The organism is Brevundimonas fontaquae (genome assembly GCF_017086445.1).
Lineage (GTDB): Bacteria > Pseudomonadota > Alphaproteobacteria > Caulobacterales > Caulobacteraceae > Brevundimonas > Brevundimonas fontaquae.
In genome coordinates this window covers 1,418,534-1,444,657 of the sequence record NZ_CP070968.1, presented here as the reverse complement: position 1 = coordinate 1,444,657, position 26,124 = coordinate 1,418,534, and the positions used below count along the sequence as shown (strand labels likewise).

Sequence of the window (26,124 nt, the reverse complement as noted above, 5' to 3'; positions counted from 1 at the left end):
TCGCAAGCTCACCACAATCGCCACGGGCCGGCAGATCGCCTGAACCGAATGTTCAGAACCGCGCCGTCAGGGCCAGGCGGGCGGTGAGCGGTCGTTGCGGCGTGCTGATGTCGCCCGAGGCGTAGAAGGGATTGCCGAAGGTGAAGGTGTCGTCGCTGCGGTTGAACAGATTGTCCACCAACGCCCTGATCGCCCAGCAATCGATCTCCACGCCGACGCCCAGCGAACTGGTCAGATAGCCGGCCGAGGCGCCGGCGGAGGTCGGCGACAGGGCGATATCGGTCGGGCCGACATAGCCCAGGCGAAGCTCCGAACGCACCGTCGCATGCGCCAGATGCACCTCATGCACGACGCCGCCCTGCACGCTGAAATCGGCGACCGCCGGCAGGCGCGTATCGGTCCCCAGCGCGAAACCGGGGTCCGGTCGGGTCAACTCGGGATCATTGACGACGGCGTGCGCATCCAGCGTCCATGGCCCGTCGCGCCATTCGACCTCGCCCTCGATGCCGCGATTGCGGCCGTCGCCCAAATTGGCGGTGAAGGGCAGGCCCCGGGCGTCGAACCGGTCCGACTGGATGTTGCGCCAATCGGCGACGAAGACCGCGCTTCGCCCACGCAGTCGCCCTTCAAACAGGGTGAAGCGCGCGCCCAGCTCGCCGGCGACGATCTCGTCCGGCTTCACACGTCGCCCGGGCTGCTGGTCGCCGCCCGGCACGGCGCCGGCGTTGAAGCCCGGCCCGCGATAACCTTCGGTCGCCAAGGCGTAGAAGACGAAGGGGCCGCGATCGTATTCGATCACCAGACGTGGGGTGATATCGACCAGCGCGTCTTCTCCAGACACCTGCGTCGGATCGCCGTCGGTTTCGCTGCGATGCTCGACCCCGATGCGGAACAGGCGCGCACCGGCCGTGATCTTCAGGTGGTCGGTCAGCGCATAGGCGGCGTCGCCGAACAGAGCCGCCTCGTCCACATGGTCGCGCCTGTGCTGTCGATAGACCCCCGGCCCGCCCTGCCCGTCCGAGATCGCGACGGTCCGAGTGTGGGTGTATTCCGAGAAGAACAGCCCGGCGCTCCACTTCAGCCGCGCGCCGAAGTCGCCGTTCAACCGCACCTCATGCACCGCAGCCGACAGGTCGTCGGCCTGGTCCAGCGCCGCTGTTCCCGTAAGCCCGAACAGTCCGGCCGCAGGCGTCGCATCGTAGCGCGCGTCGAGACCGTGCGACTGAACGCTGGACGAGGCCCGCAGCCGTGCCCACCCCAGATCCCCGTCCACCGAGGCCCAGACGCCGTCGAAATCGTTGCGGCTGGGCTCCGTCAAGCTACGACGACGCGCATAGGGTTCGTCGGCGCCCAGATTGGCGTACTGACTGTCGTCGACGTCGATGGTCTGGGCCAGGAAGCCCGTCTTCAAGGTCCACCCGGGGGTCAGACGCAGAAGCGCCGCCGCCCTCAGCCCCTGCCGATGCATGCCGCCGGTATTGCTCAGTCCGAGGGCCTCGTCATCGATGTAGCCCCCGACCGTCTCGTCATAGCCGACGACCCGGACCGCCAGGCGATCGCGAAGGATCGCGGCGTTGATCATCAACTCAACGGCGTCGCCCGGCGCGCCGCCGGCCGTCAACGCCCCCTCCGCCGTCACGCGCCCATAGAAGCCGTCCAGGTCCGGCGCGCGGCTGACCATCTGAACGACGCCACCCATCGAGCCGGCGCCGTAGAGCGCCCCCTGCGGCCCGCGCAGAACCTCGACCCGTTCGATATCCGCCAGACGCAACGCCGGGTCGGGGGCGTCATAGGTCAGGCGCACGTCGTCGAGATAGAGCCCGATCAGGCTTTGCGCCTGTCCCGCAACGGGTCCGTCCGCCAGGCCGCGAATGAAGAGCTTGTCGCGTCCCGGCCCCAGGTTTGTGACCGTCAGGCCGGAGACGCGGGCAGCGACGCCGTCTAGGTCGCTGACCCCGGCCCGTTCCAGCGTCACCCCGTCCAGCGACGACAGGCCATAGGGCGCGCGCGACAGCAGCAGATTGTCCGTGCGTGACGCGGTCACCACGACTTCATCCAGGGTCGTCGGGGTGACGGGCGTGGGCGGCGCTGCGATCGTTCGCGCGACGACAGGCGGCGAGGCGGCGACCCGCACGATCCTGTAGGCGCCGTCGCCGACGCGGGTCGCAACGCAGTGTGTGCCCAGCATCAGCCTCGACAGGGCCACATCGACAGAAAGCCTCCCCCTCACCCCGCGCGTGGGGCCGCATCGCTCGGTTCCGGCGGCGTCGATGCTGACGCCCGCCTGCAGGCCGAAGTCGAGAACGGCGCTCCGCAACGGCTGAGGCGAGACCGACACCTGAAGCGCGGAACGGCCTTGGGCCATGCTGATCGACGGCGTGGTCACACCGCAAACGACGACCAGGGCGCAGAGGAAGGCTCGTACCAAAAGGCGACGTCCGAAGCAGGTTCAGCGCCGTTCTAGACGAACCCCTTGCGGCCCGCGAGTGGCCTTGATCGGCAGGAACCGTTCCAGCCGGCCGATCACAGCCGCTTCGTCATCAAGCACCAGCGTGCCGGAGAAGCGCAGGTTCGCCGCATTCGGCGCCACGGTCACCGGCGTAGCGAAGGCGCGGCTGAGGTCGGCGGCGATCTCGCGCAGCGGTCGATCGTCATAGGCCCGTCGGCCCTGGGTCCAGGCGGCGGCGGTGCGGACATCGACGGGAGCCACGGTCATCCGGTCGTCGGCGTCGTCGCGTTGGACCGACTGACCGACCGTAAGACGCACCCGCCGCGCGGGCTGGTTCAGGTCGCTGACCTCGACGACGCCCCGCAGCACCGCCACCTGGGTGTCATCGGCGGATCTGCGGATGTTGAAGGCCGTGCCGACCACGCGCACCTGGCTTTCGCCGACATCGATCAGGAAGGGTCGGCCGGCGTCATGCGCGACGTTGAAGGTCGCCTCGGCCTGCCCCATATGCACCAGACGCCGTCCCCGCTCCATCTTCACCGACAGGGTCGAGCCGCCGTTGATCTGAAGCCGCGATCCGTCGTCCAGCGTCACCGTCCGCGTTTCGCCGGGCGCGGTGCTGTAGATCACGGTCGGCGCGGTTTGCAGCATCGGACCCAGGAAGATCGCTGCGGCGAGGGCCGCAGCCATCGCCGGGGCCGCCACCATCCATCGCCGCCCCAGGCCCTTGCGCCGCTCGCGGTGCGCGGACAGGTCGATGACCGACGCCGGCTGAACGTCGGACAGGTCGTTCGACGCCGCCCAAAGCCCCTCGGCCTCGTCAAAGGCGAGCCGATGGGCCGGGTCTTGATCGAGCCAGGCCGTCGCCGCGTCGATGTCCGCGATCGCTACGTCATCGGCGCGCAGACGCACGACCCAGGCGGCGGCCTGGGCGGCGATCTCCTCGTCCTTGATGGCGGCGTCCTGGGTCATGATCCGGTCCGGGCCCGAGCGGGCTTTGGGGGAGAGACGACGCGGTCGCGCCGCATCCTCAATGAAAAATGGCGAAATCCGGTCGTCATGGCCAACCGACCCGCAGCAGCAGTTCCTTCAGCGAGGCGGAAACGTATTTTTCGACCGCGCTGCGCGAGACCCCCATCCGTTCGGCGACCTCGGCCTGGTTGAGCCCGGCCATCTTGTGCAGGCGGAAGGCCTCGGCGGCCTTGGGCGGCATCCGGTCGATCGCGGCGACCACCTTTTCCAATTTCAGCTTGGCCCAGACGGCGTCCTCGGCCGACGGCGCATCCTGGACTTCGGCCGCATCGTCGATAGCGGAAGCGCGTCGCCATTCGAGATCGCGCGCGCCGGCGCGACGCTGCGCCTTGGAAGCATCCAGGGCCAGATTGGCGGCGATCCGATAAAGGAAGGCTTGCGGGTGGCGGACCTCGGCGGCGGCCTCCTCGGTCATGGATTGCAGCCGCACCCAGACGTCCTGCGTCAGATCTTCGGCCGCAGCCGACGATCCCGTACGCGCCGTCAGGAAGCGCACCAGGGCCGGGCGGCTCTCCAGCCACGCCTCCGCCAGGCCTTGCCGCGCCGGTCGGCTCGGGTCGTGCTGAGGGGGACCGAAAGAGGCGTTCACGATCCCATCGTGGGTTGCTGCGCCCTCTGCGGCAACCGCGATTGCGACCGCGAAAGATTTTTTGTGGGGGTCGCCGCACCGCGTCGTCTCTGGCCCGAAGTCCCCCTGGCCCGAGGCCCGCATGTTTCCAGTCCGCCTGCCCGAAGACGCCGATCCGGTTCGCGCGCGCGCGCGCCGCACGCTGTCGTCGCGCATCATCCGGTTCGACGATCCGTGCCGAGGCGAACGTCGCCGCGTGGAGCAGTTCATCGAGGCGGCCTATGCCGAGGCCTATGGCGGCCAGGTCCAGGCCCATTTCCCGACCCTGATGAGCGTTCAGGACGAGGCGGGCGTCATCTACGCCGCCGTCGGCTTTCGACACGCTGCCGAGGCGTCCCTGTATCTGGAGCAATATCTGGACGGCTCCGTCGAAACGGTGCTGAGCCAGGCCATCGGCGCCGTCATCGACCGCACGCAGGTGGTCGAGATCGGCAGCTTGGCCTCCAGCGGACAGGGCGCCACCGTCTTCCTGTTCGCCGCCATGGCCCATCATCTGCAGTCCGAAGGTCTCAGATTCGCCGTCGCCACCGCGACCGACGAACTGCGCCGCATCTTCCACAAGGCCGGTCTGGGCGCGCTTCAACTTGCGCGCGCCGATCCGCGCCGCCTCGACGACGGCGGCGGCAGCTGGGGCGCCTACTATCAGACCGATCCGGTGGTGCTGGCCGGCTCGATCGACGCGGCGACCGCGCCGCTGGATCACTTCTCCGAAACAGCGCCGGTCGGACGGGCTGTCCGCACCCGCCTGCACTACGAGGATCGCTCATGAGCGCCGTTCTGGACGCCCTGTCGCGTCGCGCCCGCACCACGCCTGATGATGTGGTGATCCAGTGGGCCGAAGGTTCGCTGACCGCGGCCGAACTTCTGGCGCAGGTCGGTCAACTGGCGGCTGCCCTGGCCGACGACCGGTCTCCGGTCGGGGTCCTGCTCGATAATGGGCCGGCCTGGGTCGTCGTCGATCTGGCGTTGATCCTCGCCCAGCGGCCGAGCGTGCCGATCCCGCCCTTCTTCACGGCCGCTCAACGCGATCACGCCCTGGCCGATGCTGGCGCGGGGCTGCTGATCACGCCGGGCGTTCCGGGCGAGCTGACGGCAGGCGATGCGCCGATCCGGTTGACGCCGACAGGGCTGGCGGTGCGCGATCTGCATCCCGGCACGGCCAAGATCACCTACACCTCCGGCTCGACCGGCGCGCCCAAAGGCGTCTGCCTGTCGCAGGATCAGATGGAGGCGGTCGCCGCCTCTCTGGTCCAGGTCCTGGGCCGCGATCGCGCCGGGCTGCATCTGCCCGTGCTGCCCTTGGCCGTGCTGCTGGAGAATGTCGCCGGCCTCTATGCGACGCTTCTGGCCGGCGGCCGCTATCATGCCGCCAGCCTGACCGAAGCCGGCATGGGCGAGGCTTTCCGCCCCGACTTTGCGCGCCTGCTGACCACCGTCGTCCAGACCGGCGCCACGACCTTGATCCTGGTTCCGGAACTGCTGCGCGGCCTAATCGCCGCCCAGAGCGCGATGCGGCTGGATCATCGCTTGGAGATGATCGCGGTCGGCGGCGCCCGGGTGTCCCCGGCCCTGCTGGAGGCCGCCGCCAACGCCGGCCTGCCCGTGGTCGAGGGCTATGGCCTCAGCGAATGCGCCTCGGTCGTGGCGCTCAACAGCCCGGACGACGCCCGCCCCGGTACGGTCGGCCGGCCTCTGCCTCACCTTGATGTCCATCTGGCCGACGACGGCGAAATCTTGGTCTCGCCCCACCCCTTCCTCGGCTACGTCGGCCAGGCGCCCGCGCCGGAGCGCCTGCACACAGGCGACATCGGCCGCTTCGACGCCGATGGACGGCTCAGCATCGAAGGCCGCAAGGCCAACACCCTGATCACCGCCTTCGGGCGCAACGTCGCACCTGAATGGGTCGAGAGCGAGCTTCTGGCCGAGCCCCATATCCTTCAGGCCATGGCGATGGGCGAGGCGCAGGCGGCGTTGTCGGCCCTGATCGTGGCGATGCCCGGCGCCGAACCGGCCCAGATCCAGGCCGCCGTCGCGCGCGCCAACGCCCGCCTGCCCGACTACGCCCGCATCGGCGACTGGCGTCTAGTGCCGCCCTTCGATCCCGCCGCTGGTCAGGTCACCGCCAACGGTCGTCCGCGTCGCGAGACCCTGCTGCGCACCTACGCCCCCTCCCCCTCGCAAGCCGCCTGAGAGTTCGCATGTCGTTTTTTGAAACCCTGGTCGCCGCGACCGCAACCGAGCGGGCCGCCTTCGCCGCCATCCCCCAGATCAGGGACGGTCTGGCCGGCCGCATCAGTCGCGACGCCTACGTCGCCTATCTGGCCCAAGCCTATCACCACGTCCGTCACACCGTGCCGTTGATGCAGGCCGCCCGGGCGCGGCTGGACGATGACCACGCCGTCTTCAAGGCCGCGCTCGACGACTATATCGCCGAGGAAACCGGCCACGAGCAGTGGATCCTGAACGACATCCGCGCCGCCGGCGGCGACCCCGATCAGACCGTGCATAACGGCCCGAACGTCGCGACCGAAATGATGGTGGCCTATGCCTATGACACCATTCAGCGCGTCAATCCGATGGCCTTCTTCGGCATGGTCTATGTGCTGGAAGGCACCAGCATCCAGCTGGCCAGCGTCGGCGCCGAGGCCGTGCAACAGAGCCTCGGCCTGCCGCCCGCCGCCTTCACCTATCTGATCTCTCACGGGGCTCTGGATCAGGACCACATCCTGTTCCTCAAGCAACTGCTGGACGGAGTGTCGGACGCCGACGACCGCGCCGCCATCGTCCACATGGCCAAGGTGATGTTCGGCCTGTTCGGCGGGGTCTTCGCCTCCATCCCCCACATCGCAGCGCGGGAGACGGTCGATGCAGTTTGAGGATCGCAACATCCTGGTCACCGGCGGCTCCGGCGCCTTGGGGCGTCGTGTAGTCGAGCGGATCGAGCGCGAGGGCGGTCGGGTCACGATCGTCGCCCGTGCGCCGGTGACGGGCCATCACACCTTGGTGGGCGATCTATCGACCCCGCAGGGCCTCGACAGGGTCGCTGAACAGGCCGGCGGCCGCGCCTGGGACATTCTGATCAATATCGCCGGCATCCAGCATTTCGGCCCGCTGGAACAGCAGACGCCCGAGCATCTGCTGGCGACCTATATGGTCAATCTGGTCGCGCCGGCGCGTCTGGCCCAGGCCGTCCTGCCCGGCATGAAGGCGCGCAGACACGGCCAGATCGCCAACGTCGGCTCCATTTTCGGCTCGATCAACTTCGCCCACTTCGCCAGCTATTCCAGCGCTAAGGCCGGGATGCGGGCGCTCAGCCAATCGCTGCGCCGCGAATTGGCCGGTACGGGCGTCGGCGTAACCTATGTCGCGCCCCGCGCAGTAGCTACGCCGTTCAACTCCGCCAAGGTCGATGAATATGCGCGCCTGACGGGCATGGCCGTGGACGATCCGGACCCGATCGCCGACCGCATCGTCGCCGCCATCCGCAGCGATCGGCGCGACGTCTACCTCGGCTTCCCCGAAAGCCTGTTCGTCCGCCTCAACGCCTTGGCGCCCAGCCTGATCGACGGGGCCCTGAAATCGAACGACCTGAAGGCCCGCGCCCTGTTCGCCGGCTGAATCACAGAAAAAGGAGAGACACGCCATGAAGACCGCCCTGTTCGCCCTGGCCCTGATGGCCGCCCCCCTGACGGTCGCCTCCGTCGCCCATGCCGACGCCTGTGACGACCGCGCGCGCGGTCTCCAGCAGTCGTGGGACCATGTGAACTTCGACGTTCCGCAAGGTGTTCGAATGGCGGAAATGGCGCGGCTGAACACCCAGGCCGACGCCGTCGTGGCCCAATGCCCCAACCGCGCCGAACCTCTGGTCTGGGACGCCATCATCACCGCTTCGGAAGCGGGATTGAAGGGCGGCATCGGCGCCCTGGGCCTCGTGCGTGAGGCGCGCAACGAACTGGAACAGGCCGAGCGGATCAACCCGCGCGCGCTGAACGGCTCGGTCTATGTCAGCCTCGGTTCGCTCTACGCCCAGGTGCCGGGCGCCCCGATCGGTTTCGGCAACCGTCAGCGCGCCCGCGACTACCTCCAGCGCGGTCTGGCCATGGCGCCCAACGACGTTGACGCCAACTTCTTCATGGGCGATCTGCTGGTGCGTGAACACGACTGGAACGGCGCCGCCCGCTATCTGCAAAAGGCCATCGACGCCCCCGCCCGTCCCGGTCGCGCCGTCGCCGACCGCGGTCGCAAGGCCGAGGCCCGCGCCCTGCTTGTCCGCGCCCAGCAGCATCACTGAACAGACCCGTCATGAGCCCTGTTCCCCCCGCCCTGTCGCTCGACGTCGTTCAGCGCCGTCGCAAATGGTTCGCCGGCTTGGTTCTGCTGGCCCTCGTCGTCCTGACAGCAAGCGTCCGCTCGGTCGCCGCCCTCGACGGCGAATGGCATGAGGGCGTCGAGGCCCTGGGCCTGGCTGCCATCATCTCCGCCATCGTCGGCCGCGCTTGGTGCTCGCTCTACATCGGCGGACGCAAGAAGGCCGAGATCGTCGATCGCGGCCCCTATTCCATCACGCGCAACCCGCTGTATGTCTTCAGCTTCATCGGCGCCTTCGGCGTCGGCGCCCAGACCGGCAGCGTGACCATCGGCGCGATCTTCGCCGTGGCGACCTTCCTGGTCTTCCTGCGCACGGTCGGTCGCGAAGAGGCCTGGCTGGCCGAACATTTCGGCGCGCCCTATGCCGCCTATTGCGCCCGTACGCCGCGCTTCTTGCCCAATCCCGCCCGCTGGCGCGACGCCGACGAACTGATCGTCCGTCCCGCCTTCTTCGTCCGCACCCTACGCGACGGCCTGGTCTTCCTCGCCGCCATCCCCGTCATGGAGGGCATCGAGCACCTGCAATCGTCGGGGTTGATCGGCTTCCCGATCAGCCTGTTCTGATCGGCGCTTCGATTGGACCTGATGGATCTAGAATGGTGCGGGCGGCCGGGCTTGAACCGGCAAGGACTTTCGTCCGGCAGATTTTAAGTCTGCTGCGTCTACCAGTTTCGCCACGCCCGCAGCCCGGTCTGGCCCGGTTCGGCTCCTATAGACGGAACCGGTCCGGGTCTCCAAGTCGTCAGCGTGCCGGGGTCGCCGGCGTGGTCGCGGGCTTCATCGCCCGGAAGTCCACGTCGGAATCGGCGATCAGCCACAGCAGGCCGGCCCAGGCGGCGACGTTCTGGCTCAGTTGGGCCGGATCGATCTTGTCGAGCGTGTCGTTGGCGGTGTGGTGCAGGTCGAAATAGCGGGTCCCGTCCTGGGCCAGGCCGAAGAAGGGCACGCCCAGCGGACCCATCGGTCCGACATCGACGCCGCCCTCAGTCTCGACGCGATCCGAGGCCAGAACGCCGATCGGATAGAGGACGCGGGTCGCGGCCTTCTGGAAGTCCGAGCCTTGCGCGCCGGCGGGCAGGCGCAGGGCATAAACGCGGTCGGCGCCGAAATCGCTCTCGCCGGCGATGATGTGCTTGTCCAGCGCCGCGCCCTGGCCACGCGCATAGACGCCGCCGCCGTTGCCGGTCTGGGCGGTCGGCTGGGCCACCTCTTCCGACCCATAGAAGATGACGCGCAGGGTGCGGGCCGGACGACGGCCGCTGTCGGCGATGGCCTTGGCGGCGGCGACCGTGATCGCCCCCCCTGCCCCGTCGTCGATGGCGCCGGTGCCCAGGTCCCAGCTGTCCATGTGCGAGCCCAGGACGATGATCTCTTCCGGTCGGGTCGCGCCCGGCAGATCGCCGATCACGTTCTGGCTGGTGGTGCGATAGGTGCGGGCGGTCGAGGTCAGACGCATGCGCACCGGCTGGCCCAGGGCGACCAGGCGGCTGACTTGGTCCGCGTCGGGCGCGGCCAGGGCGAAGGCGGGGATGGTCGGCTTGCCGTCGACATAGCGGGTCGTGCCGGTGTGGGGCATCCGGTCCTCGTCAGAGCCCACCGAGCGCATGACGAAGGCCGCCGCGCCCTTGGCCGCCGCCACGCCGGGGCCGGCGCCGCGCACGCGGGTCTGGGGACCATAGCCGGAGCCGTCCTGCATCGGGTGCATCTGGCCCAGATCGACATAGACGATCTTGCCGCGCACGGCGGCGTCGGGCGCGGCCTGCAGGTCTTCGAAGGTGGAGAAGCGCACGACCTCCGCCTCGACGCCGCCCCTCGGGGTTGCCGGCGAGTGGCCCAGCGCCGCAGCGACCAAGGCCTGGGCGTTGTCGCCGACGATGGCGGCCGAGCTTTCGCCCCGCTCCCAGCCGACCAGCGGGAACTCTTCGATGCGGACGTTCTGGAAGCCGTTGGCGCGCAGATAGTCGGCGGCCCAGGCGGCGGCCTGCTGCTCGGAACGCGAGCCGGCGGGGCGCGCGCCGAACCGCGTCGTCAGCTGGGTGACGTAATCCATGGCGATGTTGGAGCGCATCGCGGCGTCGCGCACGACGATCGCCTGCTGCACCGTCGCCGCATCCTGGGCGTTCGCCACAGGGACGAAGGCGACCAGACCCAGGGCGACGGCGCTGGCGGTCAGCAGACGAATGGACATGGGCAGGCTCCAGACTCAGATGAGAGCCGGACCCTAGGTAGGTTCAGCCGTTCTGGAAATAGGGTTCGACCGGACCCTGCAGTTTCACGGTCAGGGCCTTGCCCTTGCGATCCACGCGGTTGCCGAGCGCCAGACGCACCCAGCCTTCGGACACGCAATATTCCTCGACATTGGTCTTCTCTTCGCCCTTGAAGCGAATGCCGACGCCGCGTTGCAGAACCTCCGCGTCATGGTGCGGGCTGGACGGGTCGACCGAGAGGCGGTCGGGAGGCGTGTCGGACATGGCGTTGGTCGGGCTCAGATCTCGGAAAGGCGCGGTGATAGACGCGCAGGCGCGCCCTGCCAATCCGCAACCGGTCTCAGGCGCTTACGGCAAAAGATGATAGTGCTGGGCGACGGCGGCCATCATCACCGTTCCGACCGCCGGAACGGCGAGTATGATGGCCCGGCGCATGCGGTGCGCGACGTAAAGCAGTTCGCCGATCATGGCGCGGATCCTCGATGCAGTCGCTCTCTGACGGAGCGTTCGAAGATCATTGGTCGGACAGGGCTCGCTGTCGAGACGAAACGTCAGCGTCGAGATTACACTTAAGGTTACTGCACAGTTTGCCGGGGCTGGGCGTTGGGGGCGGCTGACGGCTGATAGGCCTGCGGGCCGGTCGCAGCGGGAGCCGCCGCAGGCGTGGCGACGGGACGGCGCGCCGGGGTCGCGGCCGGGCGAGCCGCCGGTCGCACAGCGGGACGGTTGGCGGCCGGACGCGGCGTCGGACGGGTCGTCGGGGCGGCGGCGGGCTGAGCCATCGGTGTCGCGGGCGGGGTCGTCGCGGCTGGCGCAGCAGCGGCGGGCGTCGCGGCCGGAGGGGGCGTGGCTTCGGCGGCGGCGGCGCGAGCGGCCATCTGCTGGGCCTGGAACCGGGCGGCGAGTTTCTCGGTCAGCTCCTTGGCTTGCGGCGCGCTCATCTGGGCCATGATGGCGGCCAGGGTGCGCGGACGCATGGCGGCGGCGACCGGCAGGCGCACCCGGTCCTCCAGCGCGGCCATTACCGGGGCGGCCTCCTTGGGACGCATGGCGGAATAGACCTGGACCAGACGATCGATCTCGGCCTTCTCGCGCTCGTCAACCTGGCCGAGCATCTGCTTCATCTCGGCCTTCAGGGCTTCCAGCGCCTTCACCTTGGCGTCCAGCTTCTGCTCGGCGGCGACCATCAGCGGCAGGGTGGTGGCGAAGTCCTGATCCCGCGCGTCCAGCGCCGCGCGGCGCTGCGACAACGACTGGATGATCTTCAGCTCGGCCGGCGAAATCCCGGCCTGTTGGGCCAGCTGTTCGGGAGACAGGGCGGAACAGGTGCCGGGCAGAGCCGGCTTGGGCGGCGCACCGGCCGCAGCGGGAACCGCCTCCTCGGCCCAGGCCTTGGCCCCGTCGAAAAGGCCAGGCGCGACGCCGACGGCGCGCACGGCGACGACCCCGCCGATGGCGATGGCGATCAGGGGCAGGATGCGGGGAAGGCGGGCCATGAAATGGAGTTCCGAACTCAGGCGGCGAACAGGTCGTCGTCGAGATTACGACGCGCGGCGTTGAGGCTTTGTTTGGCGGAATGGTTAGCGGAGCGTCCGGCGGTCAGGGCCTGAACGATCGCGGCGACATTGTCGCGCCCGGCGGGCGCAGCCGCTTCATTGCGACGGTTCGAAGAGGGACCGGCCAGTCCCTGGATGCGTTGAGCAAGGGCCGCCATACGCTCGGCCCGCTCCTCGTCTTCGGTCGCGGCCGGCGCCGGAGCCAGGGCGGCCGGGGCCGCGCGACGGGCGGGTTCTTCCTCGACGATCCGCGCCGGCGCCATGGCCGGCGCGCGGGCGATAAGGGTTTCCAGCTGCGCCTTGACCTCACGCGCCTTGATGATCCGGTCGTGAAGCAGGTCCGTTTCTTGGCCCGAGGCGCGAAGAGTGGCCAGGGCGTTTTCGGCGCGGCCAGCGGCGGCGTTCAGTTCGGTGACGGCCTGGGCGAAGGCCAGCTGTCCGGCGCGCAGGGCGGCCAGCTTGCGTTCCAGCTTGATGCCGTAACCGACCGCCGCGATCAGCAGCACCATCAGCACGCCGTCCATGATCATTCCGGCCATCAGACGTTCACTCCCAGGCGGGCGGCGACTTCCGGATTGACCGGTCCTTCGACGCGTATGGCGATGTGCTGGCCCTTGCGACCCATGCGGCCGGTGGTCAGCGGAATGGAGCCGGCGCGGATCGAAACCTCGGAATCCGGCGTGGCGTTCAGCATCATCGTGTCGCCGACCTTGAGGTTCAGCACGCTGGACAGGGGCATCTGCTGTTCGTCCAGGACCGCGCGGACTTCGGTCTCGGTCGTCCAGATCTCGGTGGCCAAGTGGCCTTCCCAGATGTTGTCGCGGCCGAACTTCTCGCCCATGAACTGCTGCAGCAACATCTTGCGGATCGGCTCCAGCGTCGCATAGGGCAGCAGCAGCTCGATACGACCGCCGCGATCCTCCATGTCGATCCGCAGCTTGATCAGGATGGCGGCGTTGGCGGGACGCGCGATGGCGGCGAAGCGCGGGTTGGTCTCCAGCCGGTCCAGGTTGAAGTGGACCGGGGTCAGCGGCTCGAACGCCTGGCGGGCGTCGTTCAGCACGACTTCCACCATCCGCTGCACCAGCACCCGCTCAATCGTGGTGTAGGGCCGGCCTTCGATGCGCAGCGCCGCCGTGCCGCGACGACCGCCCAACAGCACGTCGACGATCGAATAGATCAGGTTGGAATCGACCGTCAGCAGACCGTAATTGTCCAGCTCCTCGGCCCGAAACACCGCCAGGATGGCCGGCAGGGGGATGGAGTTCAGATAGTCGCCGAACCGGATCGACGAGATATTGTCCAGGCTGACTTCGACGTTGTCGGAAGTGAAGTTGCGAAGGCTAGTTGTCATCAACCGCACCAGGCGGTCGAACACGATCTCCAGCATCGGCAGACGCTCGTAGCTGACGAGCGCGGAGTTGATGATGGCGCGTATGCCCGAGCGTTCGGAACCGTCGTCGTCGCCCAGGTCGAAGCCCAGCAGGCTATCGATCTCATCCTGGTTCAGGACCCGTTCGGACAGGGCGTCGCCGGGATCGCCCAGACCGCCGAACGGATCGAGTTGCGCCGCGTCGGTCATGCCTATTGCACCAGCATTTCTTCGATCAGAACGGCGTCGACCTTGCCCGGAGCGGCGATCAGATTGACGCGGCGCAGAATCTCGGCGCGCAGCTGATAGGTGCCGGCCGAGCCGCTCAGATCCTCAGGGCGCAGTTCGCGCACGAAGCCGGTGAACATGTCCTGCAGACGCGGCATCTCTTCCTGCAGATGGGTCGCCACCTCGGCGTCCTGCATCTCCAGCGTCAGCTTCAGCTTCAGGAAGGTCGGACGGCCGTCGGGCGACTGAATGTTCATGACCATGTCGGGCAGGGTGTAGAAGGTGACGCCATCCGGCCCCGCGGCGATGACGCCCAGCGCGGGATCGGCCTCGCCTTCCTTGCCGCCTCCGCCGTGACCGCCGCCTTCCTTCTTCTCTTCCTTCTTGTCAGCCTTCTCTTCTCCATGGTCGGCTTCGGCATCGGCGCCGTGCGCCTCTGCGGGCTTGGGCTTCAGCATGAAAAAGGCGGCCGCGCCCCCGCCGCCCAGCACCAGCAGGGCGACCGGCGCGATGATGAACAGCAGCGGGATTTTCTTTTTCTTGGGCGCGGCGTCGCCCTCGGCGGCCTCGCCTTCGGTCACAGCCGGCAGGTTGGCGTCGGCGTCGGCCGCAGGCGCACCCTTCTTCTTGCCGAACTTGAACATGCGCGCGCCCCGGAGACTCTCTCATGACGAGGATCGTCCGGTTTGGTTAACGCGACGTTTACAATGGGCAGGATTTGCCGGGTCGGAAGCGACCTAAACCCGCTCAAACCCGCATTCCGCCTGAATTAACCCTGTTGGCACGGCCGTTGCGAGAGGCCGAGGTGAAGGAGCAAGCCTCTCGTGGAAAACGCCGCCTATATCGGACTGTCACGCCAGATGACGCTGCGTCGCGAACTGGACATCGTGGCCAACAACGTCGCCAACGCCAACACCACCGGCTTCAAGGTCGAGCAACTGATGCTCGGAACCGAGATCGGGCAGCGGGCGCGCAACGACTCGATCCGCCCGTCGGCCAGCTTTGTGCTGGACAATGGGGTCGGCCGCGACTTCGGCCAGGGTTCGATGCAGCAGACGGGCCGCTCGCTGGACTTCGCCATCTCCGGCGAAGGCGCATTCTTCACCGTGCGCGACGGCGCCAACGGCGAGGCCTATACCCGCGACGGCGCCTTCACCCTGGACCCGGAAGGACGTCTGACCACCAAACAGGGTCAGGCCGTCCTTGGCGGCGGCGCGGAGATCGTGCTGGACCCCGCGCTCGGTGCGCCCAGCGTCGGCGCCGACGGCACCATCACCCAGAACGGACAGGTAACTGGCCGGCTGTCGGTCGTGCGTTTCGATACGCTGGGCGTGCTCGAAAAGGGCGGCGACAGCCTCTACCGCAATAAGTCCAATGCCCAGCCGATCGAGGCCGCCGACGCCCAGGTTCATCAGGGCTCGCTGGAGTCTTCCAACGTCAATCCGTTGATCGAAATCACCAATCTCGTCGAGATCAGCCGCGCCTACGAGAGCATTTCCAAGCTGATTGAAAACACCACAGACCTGAGCCGTCGCGCCGTCGAGCGCCTCGGCAAGGCCGCTTAAGGGAGAGCCGGAACATGCGCGCTCTGAGAACCGCAGCCTCGGGCATGGCCGCCCAGCAGCTGAACGTGGAGGTCATCTCCAACAACATCGCCAACATGAACACGGTGGGCTTCAAGAAGCAGCGCGCCGAGTTCCAGGACCTGCTGTATCAGAACGTCGAACGCATGGGGGCCCAGTCCTCGGCCTCCGGCACCGTGGTTCCGACCGGCATCCAGATCGGCGCGGGCGTCAAGGCCGGGGCCGTCTATCGCGTCACCGAACAGGGCACGCCGCAGATGACCGGCAACCCTTACGACATGGCCATCGACGGCAAGGGCTATTTCCAGATCAGCCTGCCCTCGGGCGAAAAGGCCTACACCCGCGCCGGCAATCTGCAGGTCAATCCGGAGGGCCAGATGGTGACCGACGACGGCTATCTGCTGGAGCCGGCGATCACCATCCCGCAGGACGCGACCAAGGTGTCGATCTCCAAGACCGGTCTGGTTCAGGTGACCCAGGCCGGACAGCCCGCACCGACCACGGTCGGGCAGATCGAACTGGCCAGCTTCTTCAACGAAGCCGGTCTGGAAGCCATTGGCGACAACCTGCTGCTGGAAACCGCCGCGTCCGGACCGGCGATCGTCGGGACGCCCGGCGATGCTGGTTACGGACAGATCATGCAGGCCTACACCGAGGCGTCGAACGTGGACGCGGTAGCAGAGATCAGCGCCCTGATCGTCGCGCAACGCGCCTATGAGATGAACTCCAAGGTCATCAGCACCGCCGACCAGATGCTGTCCGTCGCCTCGCAAGTGAAGGGCTAGGGCCGTGACCATGATCCGTTCCCTGCTGCTCGCCGCTGCCGTCAGCGCCTTCGCCGGCGCCGCCCTCGCAAATCCGGTCGTGCTGCGCGCAAACCCCGTGGACGACGACGGCCGCGTCACCCTGGGCGACATCTTCGAGGGCGCGGGCGCCGCAGCCAATGTCGCCGTCGCCGAACGCGTCGGTCCCTCGGTCGTGCTAGACGCCGGTCAGCTTCAAGCCCAGGCGCGTCAGGCGGGCCTGGACTGGAGCAATCCCAACGGCCTGCGCCGCGTCGCCGTGCGCCGTTCGGCCGGACCCGTTCAGACCCTGGCCGAGGCCGCGCCGACGGACGCCGTCCAGGCTGCCCAACCCATCGCCCGCGCCGCCTATCGTCCCGGCGCCGCGCCGCAGGTCATCGCCCGCAACGATATGGTGCGCGTCACCTATCAGGTCGGCGGCGTGAACCTGGCCGTCATGGGCAAGGCCATGCGCAGCGCCGGTCTGGGCGAGCCGGTCGCCATTATGAACACCACGTCCAACCGCGTCATCGATGCGGTCGCCTCCGGCCCCGGCCAAGCCATCGCCGGCCCCGGCGCCGACATGGCCCGCGCCAATCCCCAACAGTTCGCCGCCCGCTAGGGAATCCAAGTCATGCGTAAAGCCGTCCTGATCCTCGCCGCCTTCGCCCCGCTCGCCGCCTGCTCGACCGTCGCTGAAACGGTGCGCGGTCCGGAACTGGCCCCCATCGGCTATCCCGCCGCCCTGATCCCGGCGCAGCAGGCCTATCTGCCCGCGCGCGAGACCGCGCCGGCCAGCGCCAACAGCCTGTGGCGCACGGGCGCCCGCACCTTCTTCGGCGACCAGCGCGCGCGGCATATCGGGGACATCCTGACGGTCAAGATCGACATCGACGATCGCGCCCAGACGCAGAACTCAACCCAGCGCTCGCGCTCCAACGAGATCAATGCCGGCGTCAGCAACCTGTTCGGCCTGGAAAGCAGCCTGGGCCGCGCCTTCCCCGGCGGCTTCGATCCGTCGAAGATGGTCGGCATGGAAGGCGATCTTAAATCGTCTGGCAATGGTTCGGTCACCCGCGCCGAGAAGGTGTCGCTAACCATCGCCGCCGTCGTCACCGACGTCCTGGCCAACGGCAATCTGGTGATCCAGGGTCGGCAGGAAGTGCGCACCAACCGCGAGGTCCGCGAACTGACGGTCGCAGGCATCGTCCGCCCCGAGGACATCTCATCCGCCAACGCCATCAACCACACCCAAATCGCCGAGGCGCGCATCTCCTACGGCGGTCGCGGCGACGTCAGCCGCGTCCAGGCCCCGCCCGTGGGTCAGGCGCTGGCGGAACGCTTCAGCCCGTTCTGACGCGAGCCGACCCTGCGGGTTGAACTGCAGACGGATAACCGCGTTCAAAGTGAATGCGGTCGTCTGATCTTGCGGTCACAGCCGCGTCTGACGACATTGAAGGCGACGCGGCGCTGCGCGTCGTCGGCGGGGGCTGACACATGATGCTGATACTCTCCGCTCTTATGGCGGCCGCGATACAGACTGCGCCCGGCGCAGGCTGGACCTGGAGCCTGTACGAGGGCGAGGGACCGATGGTGCTGGCCAACGACATCCCCGACACCGCCAGCCTGCGCGCCACGTTGCAATGCCTGCCGGGTTCGGGCGCGGTCTCGGTCGCGGTCTATGGCGAGGATGCGTCCGCCGGATTTGCGCGCATCACCTCAGGCGGGTCGACGGCGACCAGCGAGGCGCGCATCGGGCGTGGCGGCAAGCTTGAGACGGCGATCCCCGTCGACCACCCCGCCTTTTCCGCCTTCGTCGCGAATGGCCGCATGACGATCGCCGTCGGCGACGACACCAGCACGATCACCGTCGAACGTCCGCACATGGCCAAGCTGCGTCGCTTCGCCGATCGCTGCGCCGGCTAAGGAACTCACGCATGCGTCTTCGCTTGATATCAGCCTTGATCGCCATCTCGGCTCTCGCAGCTTGCGCGACCCAGGCCCCGATGCCCGCAGCCGGCTCTGCGGCGACTGCATCGGCGCCGGCTCCGACGCCCGGTTACGACTGGTTCCTGAACACCGATGGGCAGGAGGCTATGCTGGCCTACGGCGTCGCCAATAGCGACGAAGTTAAACTTCGGCTCGCCTGCCAGGTGGGGTCGAGCGCGCTGGAATTGACAGCCTCCAGCGACAAGCCGGGCCGCGAAATCTACTTGGAATCCGGCGGAGACACCGAGCGCTATCGCGCCGCATCTGAACCAGCCGTCGTGCATGACGGCGAACTGCTGACGGCGCAGGCCAAGACCAAGGATCCGGTCTTCCAGCGCTTCCGCCGTCTGGGCTGGATCGCCGCCTGGGCTGACGACGAACGTCACGTCTACGCCGCCCATCCCGCCGCAAAGGTGCAAATCGAGCGGTTCTTCACCGTCTGCGGTTGACGCATCGGCTCTGCTCGGCTTGCGTGGCCCTCCTGACAGGAGGGGCGTCATGAAGATTTCTTATCTGGCTATCGCGGCCATGCTTGCGGCCGGGTCGCCGATCATGGCCGTCGCGCAAACGCCGCCCGCCGCCGTCGCAACCGCGCCGGCAGACGCCGCGCTGAACGCCGTCATCGCCGACTACGAAACCTATCTGAAGTCGGTCGATCCGATCTCGGCCGGCGGTGAGGGCGATGTCGAGGCGATGGGCCGCGTGCCTGACCTGTCGCAGGAGTTCGAACTGGCCCAGCGCGCGCCGCTGGAAGGGTTCGTGCGGCGGCTGACAGCCATCGACCCGGCAAGTCTTTCCCACGCCGGCGGCATCAACCACGCCTTCCTGCTCTATACGCTCAACCGCAGCCTGGAAGGGTTGGACTACGACACCAGCCGTCTGGCGTTCGACTCCGAAGGCGGCCCGGGAACCTGGGCGCTCTACGTCGGCGGCAGCACGCGCCTGAACTCCGTCGCGGAGGCCGAGGCCTATATCAAGCGTATCCGGGGCTTCGGCCAAATCTACGCCCAGACGACCGCGAACGCCCGGCGCGGCCTGGACACCGGCTTGGTCCAGGCCCGATCGGTGACAGAAAGCGCCCTGACGCTGGCGCGAAACGATGTGGCGATCAAGCCGGACGCCGAGCCGCTGCTGAAGCCCCTGTCAACCCTTCCCTCGACCGTGTCTCAAGCGGATAAGGATCGCCTTAGCGCCGAGGCGACGGCGGCGGTTTCAGAGACGATCCTTCCGGCGCGCCAGGCCTGGCGGACCTTCCTCGAAAGCGACTATCTGCCCAAGGCGCCGGTCCAGCCGGGCATCGGTAACCGGCCCGGCGGCAAGGAACTGTACGCCTATCTGGTGCGCGGCCACACCACGACCGACCTGACGCCGGACCAGATCCACCAGATCGGTCTGGACGAGGTCGCGCGCATCCGCTCGCGCATGGATGTGGAAATGAAGGCGTCGGGCTGGACCGGCGACTTCGCCGGCTTCCTGAACTTCCTGCGCACCGACCACCAGTTCTATGCGACCAGCCGCGAGGCCCTGTTGCAGCAGGCGTCGGAGATGGCCAAGCGCGCGGATGGCGGCCTGCCCCCTCTGTTCGCCACCCTGCCCCGCCTGACCTACGACGTGCAGCCCGTGCCGCCGCAGATCGAGGAAAACTACACCACCGGCCGCTACAACGGCGGTTCGATGCAGAACGGCGTTTCAGCCCATTACATCGTCAACACGTCCAAGCTGGATCAGCGTCCGCTGTACGAACTGCCCGCCCTGACCCTGCATGAGGCCGTTCCGGGCCACCATCTCCAGATCGCCTTGCAGCAGGAGGCGCCCGGCCAACCCTATTTCCGTCGTCAGGCCAATGTCAGCGCCTATACCGAGGGCTGGGGCCTGTATGCCGAATATCTGGGCGAGGAGATGGGCTTCTACCGCACGCCTTACGAACGGTTCGGCCGCCTGTCCTATGAAATGTGGCGCGCCTGCCGACTGGTCGCGGACACCGGTCTGCACTGGATGGGCTGGACCGAGGAACAGGCCCGCGCCTGCTTCCGCGACAACTCGGCCCTCGCGCCCCACAACATCGAGACCGAGCTTCAGCGCTATATCGGCTGGCCCGGTCAGGCCACGGCCTACAAGATCGGCGAAATCCGCCTGCGCGAGATCCGGGCGCGGGCCGAGCGGGAGTTGGGGCCGAAGTTCAACATCCGCACCTTCCACGACGCCCTACTGGTCGAAGGCCCGCTGCCGCTGGCGCTGCTGGACCAGCGGATGGATGCCTGGATCGCGAAGCAGAAGGCGAAGTAGCAGAAGCGTCGTCTCCTCCCCGCTTCGTGGGGAGGTGGCTCGGAGCGAAGCGGAGAGACGGAGGGGTTCTTAGCCGCATCACAGGCCGCTTGTGGGACTTCAAGAGCCCCTCCACCGCTTTGCGGTCCCCCTCCCCACAAGTGGGGAGGAGACGATGGGCTTACGCCCAGTCCGGCTCCGGCAAACCCTTCGACCGCAGGAATTCCGGGTTGAACAGCTTGGACGCATAGCGCGAGCCGGGATCACACAGGCAGGTGACGATGGTCTTGCCGGGGCCAAGCTCGCGCGCCAGCCGCACCGCGCCGGCGATGTTCACCCCCGCCGATCCGCCCAGCGACAGGCCTTCGTGCTTCACCAGGTCGAACAGGATCGGCAGGAACTCCGCGTCTTCGATCCGATAGGCGTAATCGGGCCTGAAGCCTTCCAGATTGCCGGTGATGCGGGCCACGCCGATCCCCTCGGTGATCGACGATCCCTCTCCCGTCATCTCGCCCTTGGTGAACCAGTTGAACATGGCCGCGCCCGCTGGATCGGCCAGGGCGATGGTCACATCCGGCTTCTGTTCGCGCAGATAGGCGCCGACGCCGGCGATGGTCCCGCCCGAGCCGACGGCCGAGACGAAGGCGTCGACCTGACCGTTGGTCTGCGTCCAGATTTCGGGGCCGGTCGTGTTGTAGTGGGCCCCGCGATTGGCGGTGTTGTCGAACTGATTGGCCCAGATGGCGCCGGCCTCTTCGCTGTCGTTCAGCTCCGCGGCCAGACGCCCGGAATAGTGGACGAAGTGGTTCGGGCTGGAAAAGGGCGCAGCGTCCACCTCGACCAGCCGCGCGCCCAGCGAACGGATCGCGGATTTCTTCTCTTCCGACTGGGTGCGCGGAATGACGATGACGACCGGATGACCCAAGGCCGCCCCGACCAGGGCCAGGCCGATGCCGGTGTTGCCGGCCGTGCCCTCGACGATCGTCCCGCCGGGTTTCAGCACGCCCGACGCCCGCGCGCCCTGCACGATCGACAGGGCCGCGCGATCCTTGATCGAACCGCCGGGATTCAGAAACTCGGCCTTGCCCAGGATTTCGCAGCCCGTCGCATCGGACAGGCGGTTCAGGCGCACCAGCGGCGTATTGCCGATCAGGTCGATGACGGATGACGTAGCAGACAAGGTCAGGCTTTCAGGCGAAGGTCGAAACAGGGCGGATCAGGCGGCGGCTTGGCGTTGCCCTAAGTGGATGCCGCACTCGACCTTGTCTATGCCCGACCAACGTCCGGCGCGGGCGTCTTCGCCGTCCTGGACCGCGCGGGTGCAGGGCCAGCAGCCAATGGACGGATAGCCTTGCTCGACCAGCGGATGGCGCGGCAGGTCGTTGTCGTCCAGCCAGGCCTCGACGTCGTCCGAATCCCAGTTCGCCAGCGGATTGATCCGCAGCACCCCGTCCAGCACCTCGAACGGCTTCAGATTTGCCCGCGTCGCGGCCTGATAGCGTTTTCGCCCGGTGATGAGCGCATTGAACCCGGCGGTCGCCCGCGCCAGCGGTCGCACTTTTCGCAGGTCGCAGCAGGCGTCGGCATCGGTCTTCCACAGGTCGTCGCGCGCATCCAGCGTCGCCTTCTCGCCCGCATCCGGCGTGACCAGCCGCACGTCGGTCAGGCCCAGCGCCTTGGTCAGTTGGGTGCGATAGGACAGTGTCTGGAGGAAATGCTGGCCCGTCTCCAGAAAGACGACCGGCACGGTCTTGTCCTCGCCGGCGATGATGTCCAGCAGGGCGGCAGACTCGGCGCCGAACGACGAGATGGCGCCGACCCGCAAACCCAGCGCCGGATCCAGCGCCGCCTTCAGGATTTCGGACGCGTCCTTGCCCTCGGTCTTGCGGTTCAGCCGATCGGCCAAGGCGTCCAGATCGCGGTCGTTCGACGCCGCACGCCGCCGCTGCCAAATGGTGGGCGCGGGGTCGACGGCGGGCTGGTAGGCGGCGCTGAACGCCCGGTCCATCCGGTCCCAGGCCTCCGCATCCGCGCCTTCGGCCAGCTCCACCGCGTCAAAGCCTGAACGCCGCAGGTGTCGCGCCTGATCCGGCAGGACCTTGCCCGCCGCGATCAGCCGCCCGGCGTAACCACGCTCTCGTAGCACCGCCGCCAGCGAGAAGCCGCGCCCGTCGCGGAAGGCGCCGAACACCAGCACCAGCGTGTCTTCGCTCGCCGCGGCGGCCTCGACCTCCTCCAGTGGGGTCGTCACCGACAGGCGCAGCCCGTTCTGTATGCCCTCAAGCCGTTGCATCGAGCGTCTCATAGATGGCGTCGCGGAAGGGATCGGGTCCGACACGGCGCACCGTGTCGATGAACCGCTCGCCCTCGGCGCGGATTTTCAGGTAGCGATCCAGGGTGCGCTGGATCGCAGGCGCGACCTCGTCCGCCGGCAAGCTCTTGCCGACGATGTCGCCCAGCGCCGCCTGCTCGTCCGGCGAACCGCCGACGGTGATCTGGTAGTATTCCTCGCCCTTGCGATCGACGCCCAGCACGCCGATGTGGCCGACGTGGTGATGGCCGCAGGCGTTGATGCACCCGCTCATATTGATGCGGACCGGCCCCAGCCTCTCCTGATAGTCCAGATCGGCCAGCCGCCTGGACAACGCCTGGGCCACCGGGATCGACCGGGCGTTGGCCAGGCTGCAATAGTCCAGGCCCGGGCAGGCGATCACGTCCGTCGCCAGATCGGCGTTGGCCGTGGCCAGCCCCGCCTCCCGCAACGCCCGCCAGACGGTCGGCACATCGTCCAGCTTCACATGGGGCAGGACAAGGTTCTGCTCATAGGCGGCGCGCAGCTCGTCGAACGAATACCGCTCGGCCAGGTCCGCCACCACATCCATCTGGTCCGCCGTGATGTCGCCGGGCACGCCGCCGACCGGCTTCAGCGACACCACCAACGAGGCGTAGCCCGGCTGACGGTGACGGCGGACGTTGTTGCGCGCAAACCTGGCGAAGTCGGGATCGGCCAGCATGGCGCGGTCGAACGGGCCGCTGACCTTGGGCAGATCCTCGAACGGCGGCGGAGCGAAATAGGCCTTGATCCGCTCGGCCTCGTCCTCGGGGACGCGCAGATCCTCGTGGCGCAGGGTGGCGTAGTGTTTGTCCACCTCCTCGCGGAAGGCCTCGATGCTCAGCGACGCGACCAGGATCTTTATCCGCGCCTTGTGGATGTTGTCGCGCCGCCCCAGCAGGTTCCAGGCCCGCAGAATGGCGGTCAGATAAGCCAGCAGGTCCGCCGCCGGGACGGCCGAGGCGATCTCCTGACCGATATGGGGCAAACGTCCCTGCCCGCCGCCGACGAAGACGCGGAAGGCCGTTTCGCCGTCCTCGCCCTTCACGATCTGCAGGCCGACATCGTGGGTGCGGATCGCCGCCCGGTCCTTCCCGGCCCCGATCACCGCGATCTTGAACTTGCGCGGCAGGAAGCTGAACTCCGGGTGGATGGTCGACCACTGGCGGATGATCTCGCACCAGGGGCGCGGATCCTCGATCTCGTCGTCGGCGGCGCCGGCGAAGACGTCTGTGGTGGTGTTGCGGATGCAGTTGCCGCTGGTCTGGATGGCGTGCATCTCGACATCGGCCAGGTCGCTGAGGATCGCCGGCAGGTCGGTCAGGGCCGGCCAGTTGTACTGAATGTTGCAGCGGGTGGTGAAGTGACCGTAGCCCTTGTCGTAGGTCCGCGCGATATGGCCCAGCCGGCGCATCTGACGACTACTCATCACACCATAGGGAATGGCGACGCGCAGCATATAGGCGTGAAGCTGCAGATAGACGCCGTTCATCAGCCGCAGCGGCTTGAACTCGTCTTCGGTCAGGGCGCCGGATGCGCGCCGCGCCACCTGGTCTGAGAATTCCTCGACCCGCTCACGCACCAGGGCGTGGTCGAACTCGTCATAGCGATACATCAGCCCACGCCTCCGACGACGCTGTGACCGACGGTCGGCCCGGCCGAGCGGATGCGCTCCTTCAGCCGATCACGGCCCGAAGGCGTGCGGTCCTGAACGTCGAACAGATAGGGATTCACGAAGACATCCGGCCGCCCAGCCACGTCAGCCAGCACGATCTCCGCCGTCGCCTCATCCAGCACCGAGGCTTGGGCCAGTTGCTCCACCGGCTGATTGCCGGCGCCCGCATAGATGACGCGGCCATCCGACAGGCGGTTTGCGGTCACGATCTTCACGCCGCGACCTCCGCTCGAACATCCAACTGGGCCGCCGAGAAGGCCGCCGTTTCGCCGACGAACAGCAGGGCCGGGCCGGTCAGATCGGCGCCGCGCACCAGGGCGCCCAGCCCGTCCAGTCGCCCGGCCAGAACCCGCTCGTCCGGGCGGCTGCCGTTCTCGACAATGGCGACCGGCGTCGAGGGCGAACGACCCGCCGCAATCAGCCGCGCAGCCGTCTCCTCGGCTCGGTCTGACCCCATGTAGATGGCCAAGGTGTGGTTGGGGCCAGCCAGCTTTGTCCAGTCCGCCTCGACGCCGCCCGGCTTGGCCTGGGCCGTCACGAAGGTCACCGCCTGGGCGTGATCGCGGTGGGTCAGGGGAATGCCCGCCGAGGCCGCGCAGGCCAGGGCCGCCGTCACGCCCGGCACAACGAAGACCGGGACCCCGGCCGCGCGCATGGCGCCCAGCTCCTCGCCGCCGCGACCGAAGACGAAGGGATCGCCGCCCTTCAGTCGCACGACCCGATGACCGGCGCGGGCCTCCTCGATCATCAGAGCCTCGATCTGATCCTGAGGCACCGAATGCTCGCCGCGCGCCTTGCCCACATACAGCCGCTTGGCGTCGCGCCGCGCCCGTTCCAGCACCGCCTCGGGCACAAGACGGTCGTGGATGATGACGTCGGCGTCCTGCAGCACGCGCAGCGCCTTCAGGGTCAGCAGTTCCGGATCGCCCGGCCCGGCGCCGACGATATGAACCACGCCCTGTTCGGGTGCAGCCGAGTTCAACAGGCGCAGCATTTCGCGCCGAGCCTCGGCCGTCCGACCTTCCGCCGCCAGCGTCGCAGCCGGTCCCCGGAACGCCTTTTCCCAGAAGCGCCGCCGCGCCATGAAGTCCGGCACGCTGGCCTTGACCGTATCGCGCAGCTCGCGCGCCAGCCGCGCCACATTCGCCAGTCCGGCGGGCAGCACGCCCTCGATGGCTTTGCGGATGTCCCGCGCCAGAATGGGCGCCGAACCACCGGTCGCCACGCCGATCACGACCTCGTCGCGGTCGATCAGGGCCGGGGTCTGGAAATCGCTGAGCGCCGGCTGGTCCACAACATTGACCTGGGCGCCCGCAGCCCGCGCCAAGCCCCCCAGCCGCGCCAGCTCATCCGCGTCTTGCAACGCCATGAAGACCAGACGCGCGCCTTCAAGGTCCGCTGCGTCCGGCGAACGCAACACCGGCTCGGGCGCCGTCAGAGGCGTCTCGATCCGTGCAGGCGCGCCGTCGGGCGCGAACCAGACCACCTCGGCCGGCGTGTTCAGGAACAGTCGCAGCTTGGCCAGCGCCGGCTCGCCGCCGCCGATGATCACGATCTTGGCGGCCTCAAGCGGAATGGAGGCGAGGAATACACGCATCGTCTTGCTTTCAGGGCCGTCGGGAGAGGAAACAGGGACGACGGCAGGGCGCGAACCTTCG

27 protein-coding genes and 1 tRNA gene are annotated in these 26,124 nt (G+C 68.0%); 13 read left to right on the top strand and 15 right to left on the bottom strand.

Annotation, left to right across the window (positions count from 1 at the left end; genetic code table 11):
* Positions 1-52: 52 nt before the first annotated feature.
* The 3 genes from JX001_RS07005 to JX001_RS06995 form a co-directional block, all read right to left on the bottom strand.
* Positions 53-2,428, bottom strand: coding sequence for a TonB-dependent receptor (locus JX001_RS07005; RefSeq protein ID WP_205682867.1), 2,376 nt, complete (start codon positions 2,426-2,428; stop codon positions 53-55).
* Positions 2,429-2,449: 21 nt separating this feature from the next.
* Entirely contained in the window at positions 2,450-3,421 is a 972-nt protein-coding gene (locus JX001_RS07000) for a FecR family protein (RefSeq protein ID WP_205682866.1), read from the bottom strand.
* Positions 3,422-3,506: 85 nt separating this feature from the next.
* Positions 3,507-4,070 carry an RNA polymerase sigma factor gene (locus tag JX001_RS06995; RefSeq protein WP_241004793.1) on the bottom strand — a complete coding sequence of 188 codons (564 nt, stop codon included), beginning with the start codon at positions 4,068-4,070 and terminating at the stop codon, positions 3,507-3,509.
* A gap of 121 nt (positions 4,071-4,191) precedes the next feature.
* Here JX001_RS06995 and JX001_RS06990 point away from each other — a divergent pair, with 121 nt between their 5' ends.
* The 6 genes from JX001_RS06990 to JX001_RS06965 are packed head-to-tail and all read left to right on the top strand — an operon-like array spanning position 4,192 to position 9,041.
* Positions 4,192-4,878, top strand: coding sequence for a thermostable hemolysin (locus JX001_RS06990; protein WP_205682864.1), 687 nt, complete (start codon positions 4,192-4,194; stop codon positions 4,876-4,878).
* Positions 4,875-6,299, top strand: coding sequence for an AMP-binding protein (locus JX001_RS06985; protein WP_205682863.1), 1,425 nt, complete (start codon positions 4,875-4,877; stop codon positions 6,297-6,299). The genes JX001_RS06990 and JX001_RS06985 overlap by 4 nt, the downstream gene beginning before the upstream one ends.
* Positions 6,300-6,307: 8 nt before the next feature.
* On the top strand, positions 6,308-6,985 hold the full coding sequence (locus JX001_RS06980; protein WP_205682862.1) for an iron-containing redox enzyme family protein: 678 nt from the start codon (positions 6,308-6,310) through the stop codon (positions 6,983-6,985).
* Positions 6,975-7,727: an SDR family NAD(P)-dependent oxidoreductase gene (locus JX001_RS06975; protein ID WP_205682861.1), complete on the top strand. Its 753-nt coding sequence runs from the start codon at positions 6,975-6,977 to the stop codon at positions 7,725-7,727. The genes JX001_RS06980 and JX001_RS06975 overlap by 11 nt, the downstream gene beginning before the upstream one ends.
* Before the next feature lie 25 nt (positions 7,728-7,752).
* On the top strand, positions 7,753-8,400 hold the full coding sequence (locus tag JX001_RS06970; RefSeq protein WP_205682860.1) for a tetratricopeptide repeat protein: 648 nt from the start codon (positions 7,753-7,755) through the stop codon (positions 8,398-8,400).
* An 11-nt stretch (positions 8,401-8,411) separates the two neighbouring features.
* The gene (locus tag JX001_RS06965; protein WP_205682859.1) at positions 8,412-9,041 is read left to right on the top strand and encodes a methyltransferase family protein; all 630 of its coding nucleotides are present in this window, start codon (positions 8,412-8,414) and stop codon (positions 9,039-9,041) included.
* Between the two features lie 33 nt (positions 9,042-9,074).
* On the opposite strand, the gene JX001_RS06960 is transcribed toward JX001_RS06965, so the two are convergent.
* The 7 genes from JX001_RS06960 to JX001_RS06930 form a co-directional block, all read right to left on the bottom strand.
* Positions 9,075-9,161 (bottom strand) — tRNA-Leu (locus JX001_RS06960).
* 58 nt (positions 9,162-9,219) lie between these two features.
* Positions 9,220-10,665: a M20/M25/M40 family metallo-hydrolase gene (locus tag JX001_RS06955; RefSeq protein ID WP_205682858.1), complete on the bottom strand. Its 1,446-nt coding sequence runs from the start codon at positions 10,663-10,665 to the stop codon at positions 9,220-9,222.
* Between the two features lie 43 nt (positions 10,666-10,708).
* Positions 10,709-10,948 (bottom strand): DUF3297 family protein, encoded by a 240-nt coding sequence (locus tag JX001_RS06950; protein WP_066626310.1) that lies wholly within the window; start codon positions 10,946-10,948, stop codon positions 10,709-10,711.
* A 311-nt stretch (positions 10,949-11,259) separates the two neighbouring features.
* A complete protein-coding gene (locus tag JX001_RS06945; RefSeq protein WP_205682857.1) occupies positions 11,260-12,180 on the bottom strand; it encodes a MotE family protein in 921 nt (306 codons plus the stop codon).
* A 17-nt stretch (positions 12,181-12,197) separates the two neighbouring features.
* Positions 12,198-12,779 carry a DUF6468 domain-containing protein gene (locus JX001_RS06940; protein ID WP_205682856.1) on the bottom strand — a complete coding sequence of 194 codons (582 nt, stop codon included), beginning with the start codon at positions 12,777-12,779 and terminating at the stop codon, positions 12,198-12,200.
* A complete protein-coding gene (fliM, locus tag JX001_RS06935) occupies positions 12,779-13,822 on the bottom strand; it encodes a flagellar motor switch protein FliM (protein ID WP_017504455.1) in 1,044 nt (347 codons plus the stop codon). The genes JX001_RS06940 and fliM overlap by 1 nt, the downstream gene beginning before the upstream one ends.
* A 2-nt stretch (positions 13,823-13,824) precedes the next feature.
* Positions 13,825-14,484 carry a flagellar basal body-associated FliL family protein gene (locus JX001_RS06930; protein WP_205682855.1) on the bottom strand — a complete coding sequence of 220 codons (660 nt, stop codon included), beginning with the start codon at positions 14,482-14,484 and terminating at the stop codon, positions 13,825-13,827.
* A gap of 180 nt (positions 14,485-14,664) precedes the next feature.
* Between JX001_RS06930 and flgF the strand changes: the two genes are divergently transcribed.
* From flgF to JX001_RS06895, 7 genes are all read left to right on the top strand, one after another.
* On the top strand, positions 14,665-15,405 hold the full coding sequence (gene flgF, locus JX001_RS06925; protein ID WP_055754136.1) for a flagellar basal-body rod protein FlgF: 741 nt from the start codon (positions 14,665-14,667) through the stop codon (positions 15,403-15,405).
* Between the two features lie 14 nt (positions 15,406-15,419).
* Positions 15,420-16,208 (top strand): flagellar basal-body rod protein FlgG, encoded by a 789-nt coding sequence (gene flgG, locus JX001_RS06920; RefSeq protein ID WP_026108315.1) that lies wholly within the window; start codon positions 15,420-15,422, stop codon positions 16,206-16,208.
* Positions 16,209-16,218: 10 nt separating this feature from the next.
* On the top strand, positions 16,219-16,827 hold the full coding sequence (locus JX001_RS06915; protein ID WP_205682854.1) for a flagella basal body P-ring formation protein FlgA: 609 nt from the start codon (positions 16,219-16,221) through the stop codon (positions 16,825-16,827).
* A 12-nt stretch (positions 16,828-16,839) separates the two neighbouring features.
* The gene (gene flgH / locus JX001_RS06910) at positions 16,840-17,562 is read left to right on the top strand and encodes a flagellar basal body L-ring protein FlgH (protein WP_153922591.1); all 723 of its coding nucleotides are present in this window, start codon (positions 16,840-16,842) and stop codon (positions 17,560-17,562) included.
* Between the two features lie 140 nt (positions 17,563-17,702).
* Complete coding sequence (locus tag JX001_RS06905; protein ID WP_205682853.1) at positions 17,703-18,131, top strand: hypothetical protein; 429 nt, start codon at positions 17,703-17,705, stop codon at positions 18,129-18,131.
* 11 nt (positions 18,132-18,142) lie between these two features.
* Entirely contained in the window at positions 18,143-18,643 is a 501-nt protein-coding gene (locus JX001_RS06900) for a hypothetical protein (RefSeq protein WP_205682852.1), read from the top strand.
* A gap of 49 nt (positions 18,644-18,692) precedes the next feature.
* Positions 18,693-20,480, top strand: coding sequence for a DUF885 domain-containing protein (locus JX001_RS06895; RefSeq protein WP_205682851.1), 1,788 nt, complete (start codon positions 18,693-18,695; stop codon positions 20,478-20,480).
* A gap of 160 nt (positions 20,481-20,640) precedes the next feature.
* Here JX001_RS06895 and JX001_RS06890 read toward each other — a convergent pair whose 3' ends face one another.
* The 5 genes from JX001_RS06890 to cysG are packed head-to-tail and all read right to left on the bottom strand — an operon-like array spanning position 20,641 to position 26,063.
* The gene (locus JX001_RS06890; RefSeq protein ID WP_205682850.1) at positions 20,641-21,639 is read right to left on the bottom strand and encodes a cysteine synthase A; all 999 of its coding nucleotides are present in this window, start codon (positions 21,637-21,639) and stop codon (positions 20,641-20,643) included.
* Between the two features lie 36 nt (positions 21,640-21,675).
* Positions 21,676-22,752, bottom strand: coding sequence for a phosphoadenylyl-sulfate reductase (locus tag JX001_RS06885; protein ID WP_205682849.1), 1,077 nt, complete (start codon positions 22,750-22,752; stop codon positions 21,676-21,678).
* Positions 22,739-24,406: a nitrite/sulfite reductase gene (locus JX001_RS06880; RefSeq protein WP_205682848.1), complete on the bottom strand. Its 1,668-nt coding sequence runs from the start codon at positions 24,404-24,406 to the stop codon at positions 22,739-22,741. Before JX001_RS06880 ends, JX001_RS06885 begins: the two co-directional genes overlap by 14 nt.
* Positions 24,406-24,681: a DUF2849 domain-containing protein gene (locus tag JX001_RS06875; protein ID WP_205682847.1), complete on the bottom strand. Its 276-nt coding sequence runs from the start codon at positions 24,679-24,681 to the stop codon at positions 24,406-24,408. The genes JX001_RS06880 and JX001_RS06875 overlap by 1 nt, the downstream gene beginning before the upstream one ends.
* Complete coding sequence (gene cysG, locus JX001_RS06870; protein ID WP_205682846.1) at positions 24,678-26,063, bottom strand: siroheme synthase CysG; 1,386 nt, start codon at positions 26,061-26,063, stop codon at positions 24,678-24,680. The genes JX001_RS06875 and cysG overlap by 4 nt, the downstream gene beginning before the upstream one ends.
* Positions 26,064-26,124 lie beyond the last annotated feature (61 nt).